Origin of the sequence: Methylococcus geothermalis, assembly GCF_012769535.1 — a bacterium.
In the GTDB taxonomy this organism is placed as follows: domain Bacteria; phylum Pseudomonadota; class Gammaproteobacteria; order Methylococcales; family Methylococcaceae; genus Methylococcus; species Methylococcus geothermalis.
Genome location: NZ_CP046565.1, coordinates 1,091,158 through 1,110,322 on the forward strand (window position 1 = coordinate 1,091,158; position 19,165 = coordinate 1,110,322).

Sequence of the window (19,165 nt, forward strand, 5' to 3'; positions counted from 1 at the left end):
CCCTATAGCCATCACTGCCCGGCTTTCAGCCTCTCCCAGTATTCGGTGTAATGCCTGATCGCGTCGCCCAGGTCGACCTGGTATTCCCCACGTTCGATGACGCCGGCCGGCGGGTAGATCACCGGATTGTTCCTGATCTCGGGCGGCAGGATTGCGACGGCGGCGGCATTCGGGGTGGCGTAGCCCACGGATTCGCTGATCAGACGCGCCACGTCCGGCCGCAGCAGGTAGTCGATGAGCGCGTGCGCCTCGTTCGGGTGTTCGGCGTTCTTGAGGATCGCCAGGTTGTCCATCCACAGCAACGGCCCTTCCGCGGGCTGGACGAAGCGGACGGCGGGGGCGTCCCGCGCGGCCAGGTAGGCCACGCCGTTCCAGATCATCCCCGCGTCCACTTCGCCGGTGATGAACAGAACTTGCGGCGCGTCGGAGCTGAACAGTCGCACATTGGGCATGAGTTCGCGCAACTTGCGGTAGGCCGCTTCGATGTGGGCGGGATCGGTCGAATTGACCGGCAGCCCCAGCACCCGCATGGCCATGTGGAACACCTCCCGCATGTCATTGGGCAGCAGCAGGGCGCGGCGGAACTGCGGCTGCCACAGGTCGGCCCAGGCGTGCAGGCCGGCGGGATCGATCCGTTCGGCGTTGACCCCGATGCCGGTCGTCCCCCACAGATAGGGCACGCTGTAGCGGTTGCCGGGATCGAACGGCAGGTCGAGGTGGTGCGGATCGAGATTGCCGAAATGGGGCAGCCGCGCGCGGTCCAGCGGGCGCAGCAAACCTTGTTTGCGCATCCGGTCGATCATGTAGGTGGACGGTACCACCAGGTCGTAGCCGCCGCCATCGAGCAGCTTGACCTTGGCATACATGGCCTCGTTGCTGTCGTAGGTGGCATAGTGCACCTGGATGCCGGTTTCGCGGGTGAAGCTCTCCAGCACCGCCGGGGGCAGATAATCCGACCAGTTGAAGAAGCGCAGCTCGCGCTGCCCCGCCGCGATCGGCGCGAGGAAGACGGCGAGGGCGAATGCCGCCAGCCGGCATCGGATCATTCGCGGTCCTTGTGCAGCAGCCATTGGGCGAGCACCACGAAGCTCAGCGAAACGGCGAACAGCAGCGAGGCCAGGGCGTTCACTTCCGGCTTCACGCCGAGCCGGACCATGGAATAGATGCGCAGCGGCAGGACTTCGAAATCGGGGCCGGTGACGAAGAAGCTCACCACCGCATCGTCCAGCGACAGGGTAAAGCTCATCAGCCAGCCCGCAGCGATGGCCGGCAGCGCCAGCGGCAGCACGATGCGGCGGATGGCGGTCCATTCCCCGGCGCCCAGATCGCGCGCCGCTTCGACCAGGGCGTTGTCGAATCCCTGGAGCCGCGCATGCACGGTGAGGGTGACGAAAGGCAGGCAGAAGCTGGTGTGCGCCAGCCACAGCGTGAACAGGCCCAGCTCCAGCCGCAAGCCGATGAACAGGACCAGCAGCGACACCGCCATGACGATGTCCGGCGACATCAGGGTGATGAACAGCAGGCCCATCAGGAATCCCCTGCCACGGAACCGGTAGCGGTGTAGGCCGACGGCGCCCAGGGTACCGACGACGGTCGCGAGGGTGGCGGACAGCGCCGCCACCATCAGCGAATTCCGGGCCGCCGCCAGGATTTCGGCATCGTTCGCCAGGCTTGCGTACCAGTTCAGGGTGAATCCGTCCCAGCCGATGCCGTATTTCGAGGCGTTGAACGACCCCAGGATCAGCACGGCCAGGGGCAGGTAGAGGAAGGAATAGATCAAAGCGCCGTGCAGCCGTTCGAGACTGTGCATGGAAATATTTTCAATCGGTATCCGTCATCTGTCATCGCCAGCCGCGGTGACGCGGTTTTCGGCAATGGCATAGAGCGCCAGGAAGGCCAGCAGCAGGCCGATGAGCACCAGGCTGGCGGCGGCGCCGAAGGGCCAGTCCTGGGCTTCCAGGAACTGATCCTTGAGCAGGTTGCCGACCAGCAGATGGCGCGAACCGCCCAGCACGTCGCCCACATAGAACAGGCCCAGCGCCGGCAGGAACACCAGGAGGCAGCCGGCGACGATGCCGGGCAGGGTCAGCGGCAGGACCACATGCCGGAACCGCCGGAACGGGCCGGCGCCCAGGTCGCGGGCGGCTTCCAGCAGACGCGGATCGAGCTTTTCCAGGCTGCCGTACAGCGGCAGGATCATGAACGGCAGCAGCACGTAGACCAGGCCGATGATCTCGGCGGCCTGCGTGTAGAGCAGCCGCACCGGCTGATCGATCAGTCCCGCGGCCAGCAGCAGGTGGTTCACCGCTCCCTTGGCCGCGAGCAGGCCGCGGATGGCATAGATGCGCACCAGCGAATTGGTCCAGAAAGGGACGATCACCAGGGTCAGCAGCAGCGGGCGCAGCCGTGGCCGGGCGCTGGCCAGCCCATAGGCAAAGGGATAGCCCAGCAGCAGACAGAACAGGGTGGCGATGAGCGCCGTGGCGAACGATTCGGCAAAGACGTGCAGGTAGATCGGATCGGCCAGCCGGCGGTAGTTATCGAGCGTTGCGGGCCAGCCGGCGAAGCCCGCCGGGCTCCGGCTGAGGAGGCTCAGCCCCGCCACCAGCAGGTTGGGCGCCAGCACGAACAGCAGCAGCCAGCCGGAAAGCAGGCCGACGGCCGCAGCCTTGAATGCTTCAGGTTTCGGCGTCATGAGGGAGCACGATTTCCCAGCCGGGCGTCCAGCTCACGCGGACCCGTTGGCCCGGCGGATGATCCAGCGCCGGCGCGTCCTCGCGGAAGAATTCGCTGGCCTTGATTCGCGGCCCGGCATCCAGGGCGATCAGGGTGTCCAGGGTCACGCCGCGGTAGGTCCGTTCCAGCACCCGCCCGGCAAGGCCGCCATGGCCGGTGGCGTCGTCGTGCACGTGCAGGTCTTCCGGCCGCAGCACCAGGGCGATCTTCTCGCCGATGACGAAATGCCGGTCGGTCTGCACGGCAAGAGGCGTCCCCGCCACGCTGACGGTCAAGGCATCCGGGCCAGGCTTCGCCGTGACGGTCGCTTCCAGCACGTTGCTCTCGCCGGCGAACTGCGCCACGAACAGGTTCGCCGGGCGCTCGTAGATGTCGCGGGGCGGCCCCAGTTGCTCGATGCTCCCCGCATGCATGACGGCGATGCGGTCCGAGATCGACAAGGCCTCCTCACGGTCGTGCGTCACGAAGACGAAGGTGATGCCGGTCTGTCGCTGCAGTTCCTTGAGCTCCAGCTGCATCTCGCGCCGCAGCCGGTAATCCAGGGCGCTCAGGCATTCGTCCAGCAGCAGCAGCCGTGGACGGTTGACCAAGGCCCGGGCCAGCGCCACGCGCTGCTGTTGTCCGCCGGACAGTTGCAACGGCCGGCGTTCCCCGAGCCCTTCCAGCCGCACCATGCGCAACGCCGATTCGGTCCTCTCCCGGATTTCCGCGCCGCCGAGTTTTCGCATCCTCAGGCCGAAAGCGACATTGTCGAACACGCTCAGGTGCGGAAACAGGGCATGGCTCTGGAATACCGTGTTCACGTTGCGCGCCTCCGGCGGCACGCCGGCGAGTGTTCGTCCGTCCAGGAGGATTTCGCCCGAATCCGGGTTTTCGAAGCCCGCCAGAAGGCGCAGCACCGTGGTCTTGCCGCAGCCCGAGGGGCCGAGGAGGGTGAGCAATTCGCCTTCCCGCAGCTCGAGGTCGAACTCCCGCAGCGCAGGATGGACGCCATAGCGCTTGGTGACGGAGCGAAAACTGGCGATAGGAGGCGGGGTTGGCATGGCGCTATTGTCCGATTTTCCGGGACGGCGCGGAACCGCGGGTTTGGGAGGACGCGCCTGCGTGAATCAGGCTGTCATAAGTGGGGCCCGGATTTTGATCGTATGCTGTTTCCACCCCGGTTCCCGGGGTGGTGACGAGACGTGAAACTCATGAGCCATTCCTTTGCTCGTCGTCTAGCATGACGGATTGGTCTGCAATCCGGCCACCTGGAGGCCGGAATGGCTGCAGTACGACCGTATCGGCGGCAGGGTGCCGTTCGGCGTCGATTTCTGGCGCGGTATCGAGTTCGGGGGCTGCGGTGGGTTCTCGCTGCGATCGAAGCGATTGCACGAGTATATGGCTGCGCACTGCGACCGGAGTCGTGTCGATCAAGGCCGTCACCATGAGGACTTCGTGATCTGTGTCCTGCATGATTAGCAACTCCGGCGGGACGGATTCCGGCTATACCCGGCGGGGGTCGCGAGGAGGTGGTTCTCGGGCAAAGAGAACCACCCCCTATCTCGGCCAGTTCGGCCACCACACGGCTGATCTGTCGACCTGGCGCCTGGGTGCGAGCGCACCGGAAGCCGGCGCTTGATTGCTGGGGGCGGTTGGCGCAGTATCGTCGCAACTGACCGCGCTCGGTGATCGGTGGCGGCGCCGCGCTTTCAGCCTGTGTTCCGATCCGCATGCGGACATGAAGCCCAATCGGCCAACTGATCGCTGCCGGAAGGCCGGAGTGGCAGGCCCTGCTGAAGACCCGCTCATTGCTCGTCTCGCGTAACCTGTGTCGCCAGAAACCCCATGCCCGACCACCGAATTCTACTCCGCGAACACTTCCCGAACCTGCTGGAGACGAGCGACCCGGTACTCGACGAATTGTTCAGCCGGGCGACCCGGGTCCGCCTCGAGGCAGGGAAGTACGTGTTCTATCCGGGCTCCCGATGCCAGGGCTATGCCTTCGTCACGAAAGGCGTCGTGCGCTGCCAGGTCCTGTCGGAACAAGGTCGACAGATCGTCCTTTACCATGTCGGGCCAGGCGAATCGTGCGTGTTGACGACCTCCTGTCTGCTCGGCGACACCGTCTATCCGGCCGAGGGTGTCGCTCAGACTGAGGTCAGTGCCCTGGTGATTCCCGCTGAAGCCTTTCGGGTAGCCGTCGACCGCTCGCCGGCGCTGCGCTGCCATGTGTTCCGGAATTTCGCGACCAGCCTGGCGGCAGTGATGGCGCGGCTGGCCGACGTGGTGTTCGGCGACATAGACCACCGCCTCATCCATATCCTGCTGGCGAGCGGGGAGACGCGCGTGTCCCGAACCCATCAGGAACTTGCAGACGAACTCGGGACCGCGCGCGAGGTTGTGTCGCGCCACCTCAAACGTCTGGAGCATCTGGGGTGGGTGGGTCTCGGCCGCGGCTCGATCGAACTACTCGACATCAACCGGCTTCGTGGCTTCGTGGTGTCGACCTGAACCCTGTGTGACTCCATCACTGAAATCCCAAGTGGAACAGTCCACTATTCGCCTCAACATGGCTTTCAAGCCATGCTGACGGTGCTTGTAAGTCGGCGGCGGCGCAGCACCACCCGACGGACGTTTCATTTCGGAGTAATCACGATGGGTATGATCCTCGACTGGCTTTCCACCCTGATCGGCATCAAGTTGAACGATCCACATGAGGTGCCGTTTGCCGGCCCGCTGATGTTCGGCGCGCTCCTTGCCTTCACGCTGGGGTTCATCATCAACTGGTCTCTCGATCGCAGCATGGCCTCGAAAGCGCGAGGGACGGAGCAGCAGGGTACCGAATAGTTTCGGTCGGGAAGGGGAAAACGCCGATCAGCGAGCGCGTGCACCCTCCTCGCGGCAACTCAGCAGATCGGCGACGAGCGTGTCGATCCGCTCACTCGCGGTATCCCAGCCGCTTGGGACGGCCAACTGCCTTTCGAACTGGCCGAGAGGCAGGCATTGATGGAGTCGCTGGCTCCCGACATGGCAGTACTTGTGCACTTCGGCGGTGTCGGGCAAGATTGACCTCGGCCGGCTGGCGAGGACAGATGAATGGCATGGGAAGGGAAACGGGTTTCGGAAGCGAGCGTGATGGGCCTCTCTCCCTCCGCTGCCGACTTGGCCTCGTCTGAATTCGAGGACGGGAATCATGCGGCGGCTTTCAAGGCATGGCTGCCACGGGCGGAAGCGGGAGACGCCGGCGCCCAGCGGTGTCTCGGCCTGTGTTTCCGGGACGGTCTCGGCGTTGACAGGGATATGCAGCAGGCGATCGCCTGGTACCGGCGTTCCGCCGCCCAGGGCGATCCGGGGGCTGCGCTCGAATCGGCTTTGATTCTTGAGGCTGGTGTCGGAATTGCCCCGGATCAGGGCGAAGCAAGAAAGTGGTACCGCGTGGCGCTGGATTGCTGGCGTGCGCGGGGCGAAAGCGGCGACGCCGTCGCGCAGCTTGCGCTGGGCCTTTGTCATGAGGCGGGAGCAGGCATCGAACCCGGTTACCGGGAGGCTCTGAAATGGTACGGGCGTTCGGCGGAACAGGGCTGTGCCCACGCCCAATGGGCGGTGGGACGCCTGTACGAGGATGGTTTGGGTATCAGCCGTGATTATGCCGAGGCGGTTCGGTGGTACCGTTCCGGTGCCTGCCAGGGACATGCCCGGGCCTGTTTCAGTCTGGGTCTGATGTCCGAATTGGGGCTGGGCATTGCTCGCGATGCGGACGGGGCCCAACGCTGGTACGGTAAGGCTCTGGCCGTCTGGCGGAAGCGGGCGGAACGCCATGATGCCGCCGCGCAAGCGGCGCTCGGGACGATGTACGAGGCCGGCCACGGTGTGGCCAAGGACTACCCCGAGGCCGTCCGTTGGTACCGTAGGGCTGCCGAGCTGGGAAATCCTCTCGCCCAGTTCGAGCTCGGGCGACTGTGCATGGAAGGGTTGGGCGTGGCGCGCAACGACGCCGATGCGATGGCATGGTTTATGCTAGCGGCCGAGCGCGGCCACGCGGATGCCCAGTTCCATCTGGGGCTGATGTACGAGCAGGGCCGCAGCGTGACGCGCAATTTCGAAGAGGCATTCCGCTGGTATGACAAGGCGGCGGATGAGGGGCCGGGCAGGCGCTGGGATGCGTTCCACCGTATGGCGCCGTCAGCAGGAGAGATGCAGGAAGGATGCGGCTTTGATGCATGGTAGCAGTCCAAATGCTCCGGGTTCGGATGGCGCATGAGTTTCCGTAGTACAGCTTGTTTGCACGGACAGGAACAGGCATCCGGGCAAGACGGCCGGAACGCGATTCCCGCAAAGGGAACAATAACGAAGGGGAGAGAACGATGAGCAAAGAAAGAGGATCATCCGCGGCCGGCCGTCTCGCGATGCCTTTGATTGCGATGGCCGGCCTTTCGGCTGCATTGTCCGGCGGGGTGCAGGCGGGCACGTTCCGGCATGCCGCCAAGCCCATACCGGGACAATACATCGTGATTTTCCGCAGCGAAGCGGAAAGCGCTTCCGGTCTCGACGCCCTTTTGAGCCGCATGGGGCAGAAATACAACGCGGCGCCGGCGGATGTCTGGCGGCATGCGGTGAAAGGCTTTCTGGCCAGGATGTCCCCGGTGGAAGCCGCAGCATTGGCGAACGATCCCTCTGTGGCCCTGGTCGAGGAAGATGGCATCATTTCGATCCATGCCACCCAATCCGGCGCAACCTGGGGCCTGGATCGCATCGATCAAGCCAGTCTGCCGCTGAATGGCACCTATGTGTATAACACCACGGGTCAGGGCGTCACGGCCTACGTGATCGACACCGGCATCAGGACCAGCCATTCCCAGTTCGGCGGCCGGGCCAGCGAGGGCTATACGGCGATCAACGACGGTTGGGGTGCGCGCGATTGCGACGGTCACGGCACGCACGTCGCCGGAACCATCGGCGGCTCGACTTACGGTGTCGCCAAGGGCGTCAAGCTGGTTTCGGTCCGGGTCCTCGATTGCAATGGTTCGGGAACGACGTCCGGGGTGATTGCCGGAGTGAACTGGGTGACCGCCAACAGGCAGGGTCCGGCGGTCGCCAACATGAGCCTGGGCGGAGGTGCTTCGCAGTCGCTCGACACCGCGGTGCAGAACTCGATCAATGCGGGCGTGACGTATGTGATCGCCGCCGGCAATTCCAACGGGAATGCCTGCAACGAGTCGCCCGGCCGGACCGCGGCTGCGCTGACCGTGGGCGCCACGACTTCTTCCGACGCTCGCGCGAGCTACTCCAACTATGGAACCTGCCTGGATATCTTTGCGCCGGGCAGCAGCATCACCTCGGCGAGCAATGCCGGCGACGACGCGACCCAGACAATGAGCGGTACGTCGATGGCGACGCCTCATGTCGCCGGGGCCGCGGCCTTGTATCTGTCCGTCTTCCCGGGTGCGACGCCGGCTCAGGTCGCATCGGCATTGACTTCCAATGCAACCGCCAACAAGGTCGGCGGGGCGGGCCTGGGGTCTCCCAATCGCCTGCTGTACACCGGCTTCATCTCGGCACCCGTTACCGATGACACTGCGCCGCAGGTGACGCTCACGGCGCCGACGGCGTCGGCCTCATTGACCGGGGTTGTGAATCTCGCCGCTAACGCCTCGGATGAAAACGGGGGGAGCGGTGTCGCCAAGGTCGAGTTCCGTGTCGATGGCAACATCGTGGGCACCGATACCTCGTCTCCCTATGGTGTCAGCTGGAATTCCGCATCGGTCGAGGACGGGTCGCATGTTTTCGACGCGATCGCCACCGACAATGCCGGCAATTGGGCGCTCTCGAATGCGGTCAACGCCGATACGGCAAACGGCACCGAACCGGCGCCCACATGCGCCACGACGACACAGTTGTTGGCGAATCCCGGATTCGAAAGTGGTGCGACGGCATGGACCGCTTCCGCGGGGGTCATAGACAATTCCAGTTCGGTGGCGGCCCACAGCGGGAGCTGGAAAGCATGGATGAACGGCTATGGCCGAACCCATACGGACGATCTTTATCAGCAGGTCACCGTGCCGGTCGATGCCTGCGCCGTAAATCTCGGTTTCTGGTTGAGGATCGTCACGAGCGAAACCACCAGTGCACCGGCGCGCGATACGATGACGGTGACGGTGCGCAATACCGCCGGCACCGTGCTGCAGACTCTGGCGACCTATTCGAACAGGGACCGTTCGTCGGGGTATGTACAGAGGAGCTTCGACCTTTCCGCTTATAAGGGGCAAACGATCCGGCTCCAGTTCCACGGAGTGGAGAATTGGTCGAGGGCTACCAGTTTTCTGGTCGATGACGTGGAGCTGACGGTGACCCAATAGCATTGATTCGGCAAGGGGCTTGGGGCAGACATTTCAGCCCCGCCCCCGAGTGAGGCTGGCGATGATATACCCATTGACGTGGCGAAGGCTGGCATTTGCGGCGGTTATGACTGCATCGTCCGGTACAATGGCCGGTCCGATGCCGTTCACGGTGCTGGCCCAGGGCACCCAAAGCGGTATCGAGGACGAGCGGACGGCGGTGATTCTCGACGAAGCAGCCTTCCGGTCACTATGGGCTTCGCATGTCGTGGGTTCCGTTCCAGCCCCCTCCCTGCCGGAAGTGGATTTTGCCAGCGACATGGTGATAGCCGCTTTCGCCGGGGCCAAGAACAGCGGGGGCTACCGCCTCAGCGTCGCCGGCATCGAAGAGAAAGACCGTCGCATCCGGGTCAACCTGGTACTGAACCGTCCGGGAGCGGGCTGCATGACGGCCCAGGTCGTGACCCAGCCGCATGTTTGGGTTAAAACCCGGCGAAGCGCTCTTCCTGTGGAATTCCGGACATCGGTGATCGACGTTTTCTGCCGCGAGGGTGAATAAACTGTCGCCGCGGTCGTTCAGTCATTCCCGATCCCCATGTTTTCCCGCAACATGGCGATGAAGAGTTCGCCCTGTTCGCGGGCGTCGTCGAGGGCGACATGAGTGTGCGGATTGGGCGAAAACCAGCGCTTGGGCAGAAAGTTCTTGCTCGTTCGTCCAAACGACTGGCGACGCATCCCCATGGCGTACGATCGGACATCGATGCCGTGTTCCGAAAAAGGCCGCCGTCCGGTAAAGCGGATCAGGTACCAATAGATCCACATGAAATCCCAGGTCGCGGGCCAGGCGAGAAAAATCGGCTTGCCCGGCAGTCCTTCCAGCCAGTCGGCAAAGGCGTTCATGGCTTCCGCCGGCGGCCGCGTGTTCCGGCGATGGGCGTTCCATGCGTCCGGGAACTGCCGCCACCATTCCGTCATGGCCGGGTGAGGAGTTGCCTCGGGGAGGGTTTCCAGGTTGACAGTGAATTCACCAAGAGGGTTGCCCCCGGCGCCATAGGCCACGGCGCCGATGCTGAGCATCGAGTGAGGGCCGGGGATGGGGCCATCCGCCTCGATGTCCACGCTGACATAAATCTCCTCCGGTTTGATCTTGGTCATATGCTTGCTCCTGAACAAAAGTCACTATCCACACATCCGGGTCGTTCCGTCAAACCATCGGGAAAATGTCAGCTCCATGCCTTCCTTGCGTTGCCCAGAGGGTTACGTTAAAGTTCTGCGGGTTTTAAGCTGTGAGTGAATTCCCACAGAAAAGTGGGGGTAATGACCGATGATGCCTGAACCGGGTGCAGAGCCGGGGTGTCGCGCGGGCGTTTGAGACGGGTAGCGGGCCGGTTCCATGATTGAGTCCGAGCGGGATCCACAGACGGGCGGCAAGCGCATCATCCTGAAACCCAACGCATCGCTGACGCGATGGCAGGCTCGTTTGCTGCTGGGCGGGTTCGCCCTCGTATTGGCTTCTATCGGGGCGGTGTTCGCATTCATCGGCTGCTGGTTCGTCCTGCCATTCGCCGGAGCTGAGTGGCTGGTCTTGGCTTACTGTTTCAGCTTGGCCTTCAGACAGTCGGCGGTGCGCGAGGTGATCACGGTGACCGCTGCGGACGTGAAGCTGGAGCGCGGAATTCGCGGTCCGGAGCAGACTTTCCAGTTCCGGCGCGCCTGGCTCGGCGTGAGTCTGGAAGGGCCACCGGCCGCGGGGCATCCGAGCCGGCTGTGCCTGAAACGTCATGGCAGGAAGATAGAGATCGGTCGTTTCCTGGTGGAATCGGAGCGCGAGGCGCTGTACCGGGAATTGAAAAAAGAATTGACGAATGGCTAGTGGTTCGATCCGCAAGATATTGACCTGAGATACCGAGGAGAGGGCTCCGTGAAAAAACTTAAGCTACTGATCACCGGGGTGGGGATCGCAACGTTCGGGGAGGCGAATGCCGACTATGCGTTGAATCTCTCGCCGGGCGTCACCCAGTTGAGCCGGGATATTTATGACCTTCATATGTACATCCTGTGGATCTGCGTGGCAATCGGTGTGGGCGTATACGGCATGATGGTCTATTCCATCATGCACCATCGCAAGTCGAAGGGCGTGGTGCCTGCGCATTTCCACGAGAACACCAAGCTGGAAGTCGTCTGGACCATCATTCCCTTCGTCATCCTGCTGACCATGGCGATTCCGGCCACCAAGGTGATGATCGAGGCTTACGATACCAGCGCCTCCGACATGACCGTCAAGGTCACCGGCTACCAGTGGAAGTGGCGCTATACCTACCTCGACAACGGCATCGACTTCTTCAGCACGCTCGACGCCAAGAGCAACGATGCGCGCCAGCTGGGCGTCCGCTCGAATCCCGAAGCGGTGCCGAACTATCTGTTGGAAGTCGACAAGCCGCTGGTGATCCCGGCCGGCAAGAAGGTCCGCTTCCTGTTCACCGCCGCCGACGTGATCCACTCCTGGTGGGTGCCTCAGTTTGGCTGGAAGAAGGATGCCATCCCCGGTTATGTGACCGATGCCTGGACCAAGGTCGAGCAGCCGGGAATCTATCGTGGCCAGTGTGCCGAGCTGTGCGGCCGCGACCACGGCTTCATGCCGATCGTCGTCGACGTCAAGAGCGAAGCCGACTACAACAAATGGGTGGAAGGACAGAAAGCGCAGGCGCAAAAGGCCGTCGCCGATGCGGCCAAGACCTACTCGATGGCGGAGTTGATGGCCAAGGGTGAGGAGGTTTACAACGCCAGCTGCGCGGGTTGCCACATGGTCAATGGGGAAGGCATGCAGGGCATGTTCCCGGCCATCAAGGGCAGTCCGGTGGCCACCGGCGACCTGAATACCCATCTCGACGTGGTCGTCAAAGGCAAGGGACAGATGATGCCTGCCTTCGGCGACTCCCTGAGCCCCGTGGAGATCGCCGCCGTCGTGACCTACCAGCGCAATGGCTTCGGCAACGACAAGGGCGATCTGGTTCAACCGTCGGATATTTCCGCGCGGCACTGATTTTTCAACGCTTTCGATGAGGTCATAGAGCCATGACAGAGGCAACTCACGAAGAACACGCCATCCATGACGAGCATATCGCCCACGGCCATCACGATGAACACGATCATCACGGTCCCGCCAAAGGCTTCATGCGCTGGGTGTTCACTACCAACCACAAGGATATCGGCACCCTTTATCTGGTGACCGCACTGATCATGTTCATGGTCGGCGGCGCCATGGCGCTGGTGATCCGGGCCGAGCTGTTCGAACCGGGCATGCAGTACGTCGACCCGGCCTTCTTCAACCAGATGACTACGCTGCACGCGCTGATCATGGTGTTCGGTGCGGTCATGCCGGCGTTCGCAGGGTTTGCCAACTGGATGATTCCGATCATGATCGGTGCGCCGGACATGGCGCTGCCGCGCATGAACAACTGGAGCTTCTGGCTTCTGCCCTTCTCCTTCGTCATGCTCGCCAGCACCCTGTTCATGGATGGCGGCGCGGCGGCGGCGGGCTGGACTCTTTATCCGCCGCTGGTGTTGCAGACTGGTGCCTCGCTTCCGTTCACCATCTTCACCGTGCATCTGTTGGGGATGTCCTCCATCATGGCGGCGATCAACATCATCGTGACCGTGTTCAACATGCGCGCTCCCGGCATGACGCTGATGAAGATGCCTTTGTTCGTGTGGACCTGGGTGATCACTGCCTTCCTGCTGATCGCGGTGATGCCGGTGTTCGCGGGTGCGGTGACCATGCTGCTCACCGACAAGTTCTTCGGCACCAGCTTCTTCAATGCGGCTGGCGGCGGCGATCCGGTGCTGTATCAGCATCTGTTCTGGTTCTTCGGGCATCCCGAGGTTTATATCCTGATCCTGCCGTCCTTCGGCATCATCTCAACCATCATCCCGACCTTCGCGCGCAAGCCGTTGTTCGGTTATTCGTCGATGGTATATGCAACCGCTTCGATCGGTTTCCTATCCTTCATCGTGTGGGCTCACCACCAGTACACCGTAGGCATGCCGTTGGCAGGCGAGCTCTATTTCACCTACGCCACCATGCTGATTGCCGTGCCGACAGGCGTGAAGGTGTTCAACTGGGTCGCCACGATGTGGAAGGGTGCAATGACCTTCGAAACGCCGATGCTGTTTGCCATCGCGTTCGTGGTCTTGTTCACCATGGGCGGATTCACCGGCCTGATGATGTCGATTTCGCCGGCCGATCTGCAGTATCACGACACCTATTTCATCGTGGCGCATTTCCACTATGTGCTGGTGCCGGGCGCGGTGTTCGCGTTGATGGCCGGAACCTACTACTGGCTGCCGAAGTGGACCGGCCATATGTACGACGAACGTCTCGGGAAGCTGCATTTTTGGTTGACGACGATTTCGGTCAACGTCTGCTTCTTCCCGCAGCATTTCCTGGGACTGGCCGGCATGCCCCGGCGTATCCCGGACTATGCGGTGCAGTTCGCCGAGTTCAACGCGATGTCGAGCGTCGGTGCCTTCATCTTCGGTTTTTCGCAGTTGATCCTGGTATGGGTCGTCATCAAGGCGATCCGCGGCGGCGAGAAGGCGACGGATGAGGTTTGGGAGGGTGCGAGCGAGCACGGTCTGGAATGGACCCTGCCTTCGCCGCCGCCGTACCACAGCTGGACCACCGCACCGGATATCAAATAAGCGGTAGGAAACCAAGGGCTCGCCTTCAAGCGGGCCCGCTACGGCAAGGCCCATGGACTTACGCAAGAAGAATCTGATCCTGACGGGGGTCATCCTCGTCATCGTGATCGGGCTGTATCTCTTCTCCATTTTTAAAGTGATTTCATCGTCATCGCCGTCGTGAGCCACCAGAACACCGAGAGCAAGAAACACGGGCGCCTCGTCGGGGGCATCGTCTTCGTCGCGTTGGCGATGTTCGGCTTCGGATTCGCCCTGGCTCCTTTTTACAGCCTGTTCTGTGAAATCACCGGATTGAATGGAAAGGTGCGTACCGAAGCGGTTGAAGAGGTTGCCTACGACGTCGATGCTTCGCGCGAGATTACGATCGAATTCATCACCGAGCTGAACGAACGTATGCCATTGGCCTTCAGCGTGGAGACGCCCAAGATGAAGATTCATCCCGGGCAGTATTACACCGTCAAATTTTACGGCGAGAACCTGACCGACAGACCGATGGTGGGGCGTGCCATACCGAGCATCACGCCGGGCACCGCGACGGCATACCTGAAAAAGACCGAGTGCTTCTGCTTTTCGGAACAGAAGTTTGAACCGCGCCAGCGCCGGGAAATGCCGGTCCGTTTCGTGATCGATCCGGGTCTGCCCAAGGACATCAAGGAAATGGCGCTTTCGTACACCTTTTTCGATATTTCCAATACTCAGAAAGACTAAAGTTGTACCTTCTTCGCATTTCATCAGGGGATTTACATGGCGACTAGCGCAGCTTCCTATTACCTTCCGCACAAGGCGACCTGGCCCATCGTCGGCTCCATCGGCCTGACCAGTCTGCTGGCGGGTTTTGCGAACTACCTGAACGGCTTGTCCATCGGGCCGACCATGATGATTCTCGGTGCTGGCATTCTCGTGACCATGCTGGTGGGCTGGTTCGGCACCGTCATCCACGAGAGCGTTGCAGGGGCTTACAACGACCAAGTCGACCATTCCTTCCGCTGGGGAATGATCTGGTTCATCACCTCCGAAGTGTTTTTCTTCTCGGCATTTTTCGGCGCGCTCTATTACGCCCGCGTCTATGCGCTTCCGTGGCTCGGTGGGGAGGGCGAACTAGGGGTTTCCAACGAAATCCTTTGGAAGGGATTCGACGCCGTTTGGCCAAGCAACGGTCCGGGTAAGATCGGCGGCGAGTTCGAGCCCATGGCGGCTTGGGGCATTCCGGCGCTGAACACTCTGATCCTTCTGTCAAGTGGCGGCACCGTCACCTGGGCACATTGGGGCTTGCTGGCCGACAATCGCGGGCAGTTGATCAAGGGGTTGATCGCCACCGTTGCCCTGGGTTTCCTCTTCGTCCTGCTGCAGGCGTTCGAATACCACGAAGCCTACACCGAGATGGGCCTGACCCTCGGCTCCGGGATTTACGGCTCCACGTTCTTCATGCTGACCGGTTTCCACGGTCTGCACGTGACGATCGGTGCGATCATCCTGACGGTCGTGCTGTTCCGCAGCATCCGCGGCCACTTCAGCGCGGAGCACCATTTCGCTTTCGAAGCCGCAGCGTGGTATTGGCACTTCGTCGACGTTGTCTGGCTCGGACTGTTCATCTTCGTGTACTGGCTCTGACACGAGCCGGCCTCAAAAAAACGCTGCTTCTGCAGCGTTTTTTTTTTTGCGTATCGGGAATCCGTACCTGTGGCTCTCTGCTGGAGACGGGATACCGATAAGCTTACTTGATTACCCAAAGCCTCAGCCAATTTGAGTAGCCTGCCGGGCATGGGCATAGTCCAGGCGGCGGCGTGAAGGAACCTTGACATCATCGCCCGCAGGTCGAACCGGCGGTTGAAGCGGTGGCAAGATTCAACCAGATAGCGGGGCAGATACTTGGGATTGATCGCATGGTAAGTGCCATAGATGGCGTTTTTCACATTGCCGATCATCGTGTTGACCCGGGTGAATTCCTCTCGGGTCACGCTCTGCGGCCCGCCACCGGTGACGATGCGGTAGTGGTGGCAGCCCGCACCGAGGACGACGGAAAAGCAGGCCAGCCCATCCGAATAGACCAGGCTGCCGAGCGCCAGGCGCTTTTTCGCCCAGCGTTCGATCGCGTCCGAACGGAAGCCTTGGACCACCTGCGGATTCATGGCGATGGGGTGGTGGTGTTCATTCAGGGCCACCGCCGCCACGATAAGGAGTCTTGTCTTCGGAGCCCCAGCCCGGTTTGCCGCCGCGGTGCTGGCTCAGCATCGCCAGGCATAGCCCAGCGGCGTTCTGCGCATCTCCATGCCCAATGATTTCGCCCATCTGGTGCTTGCGCCGATGCTTTCGGTGTTCGTCGAGCGTTATCCGAAAGTGTCGCTGGAAATCGATCTTTCGGCGCGGCGAACAGAAAGGGGAGGGGTTCCTCCGGGACGCGTCACGGCGAACTCGCCCGAACTGCTGGTGAGACTCGCTTGCCAGGGCTTAGGGGTCGTGGCCATGCCCGATCATGACGTGCGGTCTTACGTCGATACGGGAGCCTTGACGCCGGTGTTACCCGCTTGGCGGCTGCCGTCGGTCACCGGCTGGGCGGTGTTTGCCGGCCGCCGTTTGTTGCCTGTGAAGACACGGGCATTCCTGGACATGCTGGACACCTTGGCGGACGGCGCCGGTGTCGTGGGCAGGTGATTGGAGCGCGTGAATCGGCGCGCGTTCGCAACGGTGCGGAATCAGATCTCGAAGTCAGGAGCCGCTGCGCGGGGCGGATTCAATCGCTCGAGCACGGCCTCGATGTCGAGCTGATCCGGCGGAACGACCAGGTTGAGTTCATCCGCATCCGGTGCCAGGCCGGTATCGGCGGCGCAGAGGCAGACGATGCCGGCCTGGACGAAGCTGTCCGCGACCAGGGCGGTTCGATCGCCGAGCAGATCGGCGTCGACGACGGCGCAGACGTAGCCCCGTTCGAACAGCTGCCTTTCCAGCCGATAAGCCGTATCCAGGCGGCTTGCCCCGGTCAACCAAACAGTAACGGCCTTCTGGCCGAAGCGGGCGGCACGCTCCTCGGCGGTGACCTTGCGGAAGCCGGCCTCGCCCTGGACGGGTCCCACGATCATGCCGGCGCCGACGGTGACGTTGGTCAGCCGGTCGATGACGATGAAGGCGCCGGTGCCCTTGCAGCGGGCATAGGCGTCGAATGCCAGCGGGGCGCTCAGCGCCAGCTCGCACAGGCCGATCTCGTTGAGGTTGAGCTGGCCGGCCGGGTGCCGGTCCAGGGTGTTGACGTCGATCCGGTGGCGGATGGCGGCCACCGAGCCGGTCAGGGTCCGGGTGGCGTGCTTGAGGAGGTACTGCCGCCCGGGGATCAGCGGGGCCTCGGTCATCCACACCAGATGCGCTTCGAAGCGGCTGTCGAGGTGCGGCAGCCGGTCCGGACGCACCAAGAGGTCGCCGCGGCTGACGTCGATCTCGTCCTCCAGGGTGAGGGTGACGGCCTGGGGCGGGAAGGCTTGGTCCAGTTCGCCGTCGTAGGTCACGATGGACTGGATCCGGCTGGTGGTTTTGGCCGGCAGCACCAGGACCGGGTCGCCGGTCTTGAACACCCCGGCGGCGACGGTGCCGCTGTAGCCGCGGAAGTCGAGGTGGGGGCGGTTGACGTACTGCACCGGGAAGCGCGGGTCGTCGAAGTTCTGGTCCTGGGCGATCTCGAGGGTGTTGAGCAGTTCGAGCAGGGAGGGCCCGCCGTACCAGGGCATGGCCGCGCTCGGGTGCACCACGTTGTCGCCGTTCAGGGCGGAGATGGGGATGAAGCGCACGTCGTGCAGTTCGAGCTTGTCGGCAAAGGCGAGGTAGTCGGCGCGGATGCGGTCGAACACGGCCTGGGCGTGGTCCATCAGGTCCATCTTGTTGATGGCGACCAGGACGTGCTTGATCCCGAGCAGCGAGACGATGTAGCTGTGGCGCCGGGTCTGCACCTGCACCCCGTGGCGGGCGTCGATCAGGATGATGGCCAGGTCGCAGGTGGAGGCGCCGGTGGCCATGTTGCGGGTGTACTGCTCGTGGCCGGGGGTGTCGGCGATGATGAACTTGCGCTGCGCCGTCGAGAAATAGCGGTAGGCGACGTCGATGGTGATGCCCTGCTCGCGCTCGGCCTGCAGGCCGTCGACCAGGAGGGCCAGATCCAGCTCGCCGCCGGTGGTGCCGGATTTGAGGCTGTCGCGCCGCACCGCGCTGAGCTGGTCCTCGTAGATCATCTTGGAGTCGTGCAGCAGCCGCCCGATCAGGGTGCTCTTGCCGTCGTCGACGCTGCCGCAGGTCAGCAGCCGCAGCAGCTCCTTCTTCTCGTGCTGGGCCAGGTAGGCGTGGATGTCGGTGCCGATGAGGTCGGATTGGTGTGACAGATGGTTGTCCTCCCACCATTAGTAAATGGTAATCAAGTAAGGCGAGCAAACAGCTTTTGGTTTGCTTATCATGGTGCCTGATACGCGCGGGAAAGCAATGGAACTACTTACCTGCCTTATCCGGCCGAAGAAGCTTCTGCGTTATGTTTTGACCTTTGCTTTCCAAGAAGCGATTTCCGTGAGTTCGACTTTGATAGGTTCAGCGAACGGGTTCGACAACATTGAGACAACCTCTCCCCCCCTGCATATCTTTATCAACTTTCACGATATATATCCATGCCTGCTCACCCTTGGCGGTTAAGGTATCGAGCTCATTCTTAGTGATATAAAACTCATTTGGATATTGGGTTGACGACTTTACTTCGATGTAACGCTCCTGACCAGGATATAAGGACTCGATATCATATCCCGCACCCACATCCTCAATTGCCAACAACGTGACGTATTGAGCGGGGTCGGTACATCCAACATCTGTTAGAAGTCGCTGTTTTTCATACTCGAAAGCGATTAGCTCTCCGGCTCTGCCGACGGTAGCTTTAGCATCCTGCAAGCTTTTGAAGTCCACATCCGAAAGCTTGTGTTGCGTAGGTTTCCCGATTGGTTTGGGAGAGGTGGGAGGGCAGCTTGTGGCTACATAGGCCGGCTCCAAAGCCAGCAATCTTCGTATATCACCAGCATTAAATGCTGCCAATGCGCATTCCGCTACCTTCTCATATTTTGAGGACCAGAGCTCCTCTGAACCTACCATTAAGTAATGCCGCCCACCCCGATGTTTCAAAGTTGCCTGCTTAGGACGCAACAGCAGCATCTTTTCTGCAATCTTTTTTCTGTCATTATACCAGAACGTAGACTTTAGGTCAGACTTTAGGAGTACGGGAGGGCCTCCACTCTTACCCCAGGTACCCCAGTTTTTATGGTCCCAAGTCTCAATGTCGGAATAATCTATCTTCAGTTCATGGCTTGCTATCCATTCCACCCAGTTTTTAGTCTTGGTATTTTCGATAACCCAATCATATGGCTTTATTTCACTACTATTTTGTGGCATTTTTG

At 61.8% G+C, this 19,165-nt stretch carries 17 protein-coding genes and 3 pseudogenes; 12 read left to right on the plus strand and 8 right to left on the minus strand.

The features are described from left to right. Window positions 1-11: 11 nt before the first annotated feature. The 4 genes from GNH96_RS05280 to potA are packed head-to-tail and all read right to left on the minus strand — an operon-like array spanning window position 12 to window position 3,779. Window positions 12-1,046, minus strand: coding sequence for an extracellular solute-binding protein (locus GNH96_RS05280; protein ID WP_228720026.1), 1,035 nt, complete (start codon window positions 1,044-1,046; stop codon window positions 12-14). After that, complete coding sequence (gene potC, locus GNH96_RS05285; protein WP_169602714.1) at window positions 1,043-1,810, minus strand: spermidine/putrescine ABC transporter permease PotC; 768 nt, start codon at window positions 1,808-1,810, stop codon at window positions 1,043-1,045. The genes GNH96_RS05280 and potC overlap by 4 nt, the downstream gene beginning before the upstream one ends. Before the next feature lie 24 nt (window positions 1,811-1,834). Continuing rightward, window positions 1,835-2,695, minus strand: a complete 861-nt coding sequence (gene potB, locus GNH96_RS05290) for a spermidine/putrescine ABC transporter permease PotB (protein WP_169602715.1) — start codon at window positions 2,693-2,695, stop codon at window positions 1,835-1,837. Beyond that, on the minus strand, window positions 2,679-3,779 hold the full coding sequence (potA, locus tag GNH96_RS05295; protein WP_228720027.1) for a spermidine/putrescine ABC transporter ATP-binding protein PotA: 1,101 nt from the start codon (window positions 3,777-3,779) through the stop codon (window positions 2,679-2,681). The genes potB and potA overlap by 17 nt, the downstream gene beginning before the upstream one ends. Window positions 3,780-4,563: 784 nt before the next feature. Here potA and GNH96_RS05300 point away from each other — a divergent pair. The 6 genes and pseudogenes from GNH96_RS05300 (at window position 4,564) to GNH96_RS05320 (ending at window position 9,612) form a co-directional block, all read left to right on the plus strand. Continuing rightward, a complete protein-coding gene (locus GNH96_RS05300; protein ID WP_169602716.1) occupies window positions 4,564-5,229 on the plus strand; it encodes a Crp/Fnr family transcriptional regulator in 666 nt (221 codons plus the stop codon). A 150-nt stretch (window positions 5,230-5,379) separates the two neighbouring features. Then, the gene (locus tag GNH96_RS05305) at window positions 5,380-5,565 is read left to right on the plus strand and encodes a hypothetical protein (protein WP_169602717.1); all 186 of its coding nucleotides are present in this window, start codon (window positions 5,380-5,382) and stop codon (window positions 5,563-5,565) included. 288 nt (window positions 5,566-5,853) lie between these two features. Continuing rightward, window positions 5,854-6,462 (plus strand): annotated as a pseudogene (locus GNH96_RS16310) (tetratricopeptide repeat protein); the annotation flags it as partial. 129 nt (window positions 6,463-6,591) lie between these two features. Next, window positions 6,592-6,945: pseudogene (locus tag GNH96_RS16315) on the plus strand (tetratricopeptide repeat protein); the annotation flags it as partial. Window positions 6,946-7,124: 179 nt separating this feature from the next. Then, window positions 7,125-9,074 (plus strand): S8 family serine peptidase, encoded by a 1,950-nt coding sequence (locus tag GNH96_RS05315; RefSeq protein ID WP_228720084.1) that lies wholly within the window; start codon window positions 7,125-7,127, stop codon window positions 9,072-9,074. Between the two features lie 106 nt (window positions 9,075-9,180). Next, on the plus strand, window positions 9,181-9,612 hold the full coding sequence (locus tag GNH96_RS05320; RefSeq protein WP_228720029.1) for a protease complex subunit PrcB family protein: 432 nt from the start codon (window positions 9,181-9,183) through the stop codon (window positions 9,610-9,612). Between the two features lie 17 nt (window positions 9,613-9,629). Here the strand turns inward: GNH96_RS05320 and GNH96_RS05325 are convergent, their stop codons facing one another. Continuing rightward, window positions 9,630-10,208, minus strand: a complete 579-nt coding sequence (locus GNH96_RS05325; protein ID WP_169602719.1) for an exonuclease domain-containing protein — start codon at window positions 10,206-10,208, stop codon at window positions 9,630-9,632. Between the two features lie 238 nt (window positions 10,209-10,446). Here GNH96_RS05325 and GNH96_RS05330 point away from each other — a divergent pair, with 238 nt between their 5' ends. The 5 genes from GNH96_RS05330 to GNH96_RS05350 all read left to right on the plus strand — a co-directional run bounded on the left by GNH96_RS05330 (window position 10,447) and on the right by GNH96_RS05350 (window position 15,365). Continuing rightward, window positions 10,447-10,926: a DUF2244 domain-containing protein gene (locus tag GNH96_RS05330; protein ID WP_169602720.1), complete on the plus strand. Its 480-nt coding sequence runs from the start codon at window positions 10,447-10,449 to the stop codon at window positions 10,924-10,926. A gap of 48 nt (window positions 10,927-10,974) precedes the next feature. Next, complete coding sequence (coxB, locus tag GNH96_RS05335; RefSeq protein WP_169602721.1) at window positions 10,975-12,096, plus strand: cytochrome c oxidase subunit II; 1,122 nt, start codon at window positions 10,975-10,977, stop codon at window positions 12,094-12,096. Window positions 12,097-12,128: 32 nt separating this feature from the next. Next, window positions 12,129-13,754, plus strand: a complete 1,626-nt coding sequence (gene ctaD / locus GNH96_RS05340; protein WP_169602722.1) for a cytochrome c oxidase subunit I — start codon at window positions 12,129-12,131, stop codon at window positions 13,752-13,754. Window positions 13,755-13,913: 159 nt separating this feature from the next. Further along, the gene (locus tag GNH96_RS05345) at window positions 13,914-14,462 is read left to right on the plus strand and encodes a cytochrome c oxidase assembly protein (protein WP_169602723.1); all 549 of its coding nucleotides are present in this window, start codon (window positions 13,914-13,916) and stop codon (window positions 14,460-14,462) included. A 36-nt stretch (window positions 14,463-14,498) separates the two neighbouring features. Continuing rightward, window positions 14,499-15,365: a cytochrome c oxidase subunit 3 gene (locus GNH96_RS05350; protein WP_169602724.1), complete on the plus strand. Its 867-nt coding sequence runs from the start codon at window positions 14,499-14,501 to the stop codon at window positions 15,363-15,365. A 113-nt stretch (window positions 15,366-15,478) separates the two neighbouring features. Here the strand turns inward: GNH96_RS05350 and GNH96_RS05355 are convergent. Then, window positions 15,479-15,977: pseudogene (locus GNH96_RS05355) on the minus strand (IS1595 family transposase); the annotation flags it as partial. Window positions 15,978-16,022: 45 nt separating this feature from the next. On the opposite strand from GNH96_RS05355, the gene GNH96_RS05360 reads away from it, so the two are divergent. Continuing rightward, on the plus strand, window positions 16,023-16,406 hold the full coding sequence (locus GNH96_RS05360; protein ID WP_169602725.1) for a LysR substrate-binding domain-containing protein: 384 nt from the start codon (window positions 16,023-16,025) through the stop codon (window positions 16,404-16,406). Window positions 16,407-16,447: 41 nt separating this feature from the next. Here the strand turns inward: GNH96_RS05360 and cysN are convergent, their stop codons facing one another. Both cysN and GNH96_RS05370 read right to left on the minus strand, forming a co-directional pair. Beyond that, window positions 16,448-18,115 carry a sulfate adenylyltransferase subunit CysN gene (gene cysN / locus GNH96_RS05365; RefSeq protein WP_169604608.1) on the minus strand — a complete coding sequence of 556 codons (1,668 nt, stop codon included), beginning with the start codon at window positions 18,113-18,115 and terminating at the stop codon, window positions 16,448-16,450. 199 nt (window positions 18,116-18,314) lie between these two features. After that, window positions 18,315-19,160, minus strand: coding sequence for a DUF3883 domain-containing protein (locus GNH96_RS05370; protein ID WP_169602726.1), 846 nt, complete (start codon window positions 19,158-19,160; stop codon window positions 18,315-18,317). Between the last annotated feature and the right edge of the window lie 5 nt (window positions 19,161-19,165).

Coding starts and splice junctions, on each gene's coding strand:
- GNH96_RS05280 (WP_228720026.1), bottom strand. CDS start 1,046: ATGATCCGATGCCGGCTGGCGGCATTCGCCCTCGCCGTCTTCCTCGCG.
- potC (WP_169602714.1), bottom strand. CDS start 1,810: ATGCACAGTCTCGAACGGCTGCACGGCGCTTTGATCTATTCCTTCCTC.
- potB (WP_169602715.1), bottom strand. CDS start 2,695: ATGACGCCGAAACCTGAAGCATTCAAGGCTGCGGCCGTCGGCCTGCTT.
- potA (WP_228720027.1), bottom strand. CDS start 3,779: ATGCCAACCCCGCCTCCTATCGCCAGTTTTCGCTCCGTCACCAAGCGC.
- GNH96_RS05300 (WP_169602716.1), top strand. CDS start 4,564: ATGCCCGACCACCGAATTCTACTCCGCGAACACTTCCCGAACCTGCTG.
- GNH96_RS05305 (WP_169602717.1), top strand. CDS start 5,380: ATGATCCTCGACTGGCTTTCCACCCTGATCGGCATCAAGTTGAACGAT.
- GNH96_RS05315 (WP_228720084.1), top strand. CDS start 7,125: ATGCCTTTGATTGCGATGGCCGGCCTTTCGGCTGCATTGTCCGGCGGG.
- GNH96_RS05320 (WP_228720029.1), top strand. CDS start 9,181: ATGACTGCATCGTCCGGTACAATGGCCGGTCCGATGCCGTTCACGGTG.
- GNH96_RS05325 (WP_169602719.1), bottom strand. CDS start 10,208: ATGACCAAGATCAAACCGGAGGAGATTTATGTCAGCGTGGACATCGAG.
- GNH96_RS05330 (WP_169602720.1), top strand. CDS start 10,447: ATGATTGAGTCCGAGCGGGATCCACAGACGGGCGGCAAGCGCATCATC.
- ctaD (WP_169602722.1), top strand. CDS start 12,129: ATGACAGAGGCAACTCACGAAGAACACGCCATCCATGACGAGCATATC.
- GNH96_RS05350 (WP_169602724.1), top strand. CDS start 14,499: ATGGCGACTAGCGCAGCTTCCTATTACCTTCCGCACAAGGCGACCTGG.
- GNH96_RS05360 (WP_169602725.1), top strand. CDS start 16,023: ATGCCCAATGATTTCGCCCATCTGGTGCTTGCGCCGATGCTTTCGGTG.
- GNH96_RS05370 (WP_169602726.1), bottom strand. CDS start 19,160: ATGCCACAAAATAGTAGTGAAATAAAGCCATATGATTGGGTTATCGAA.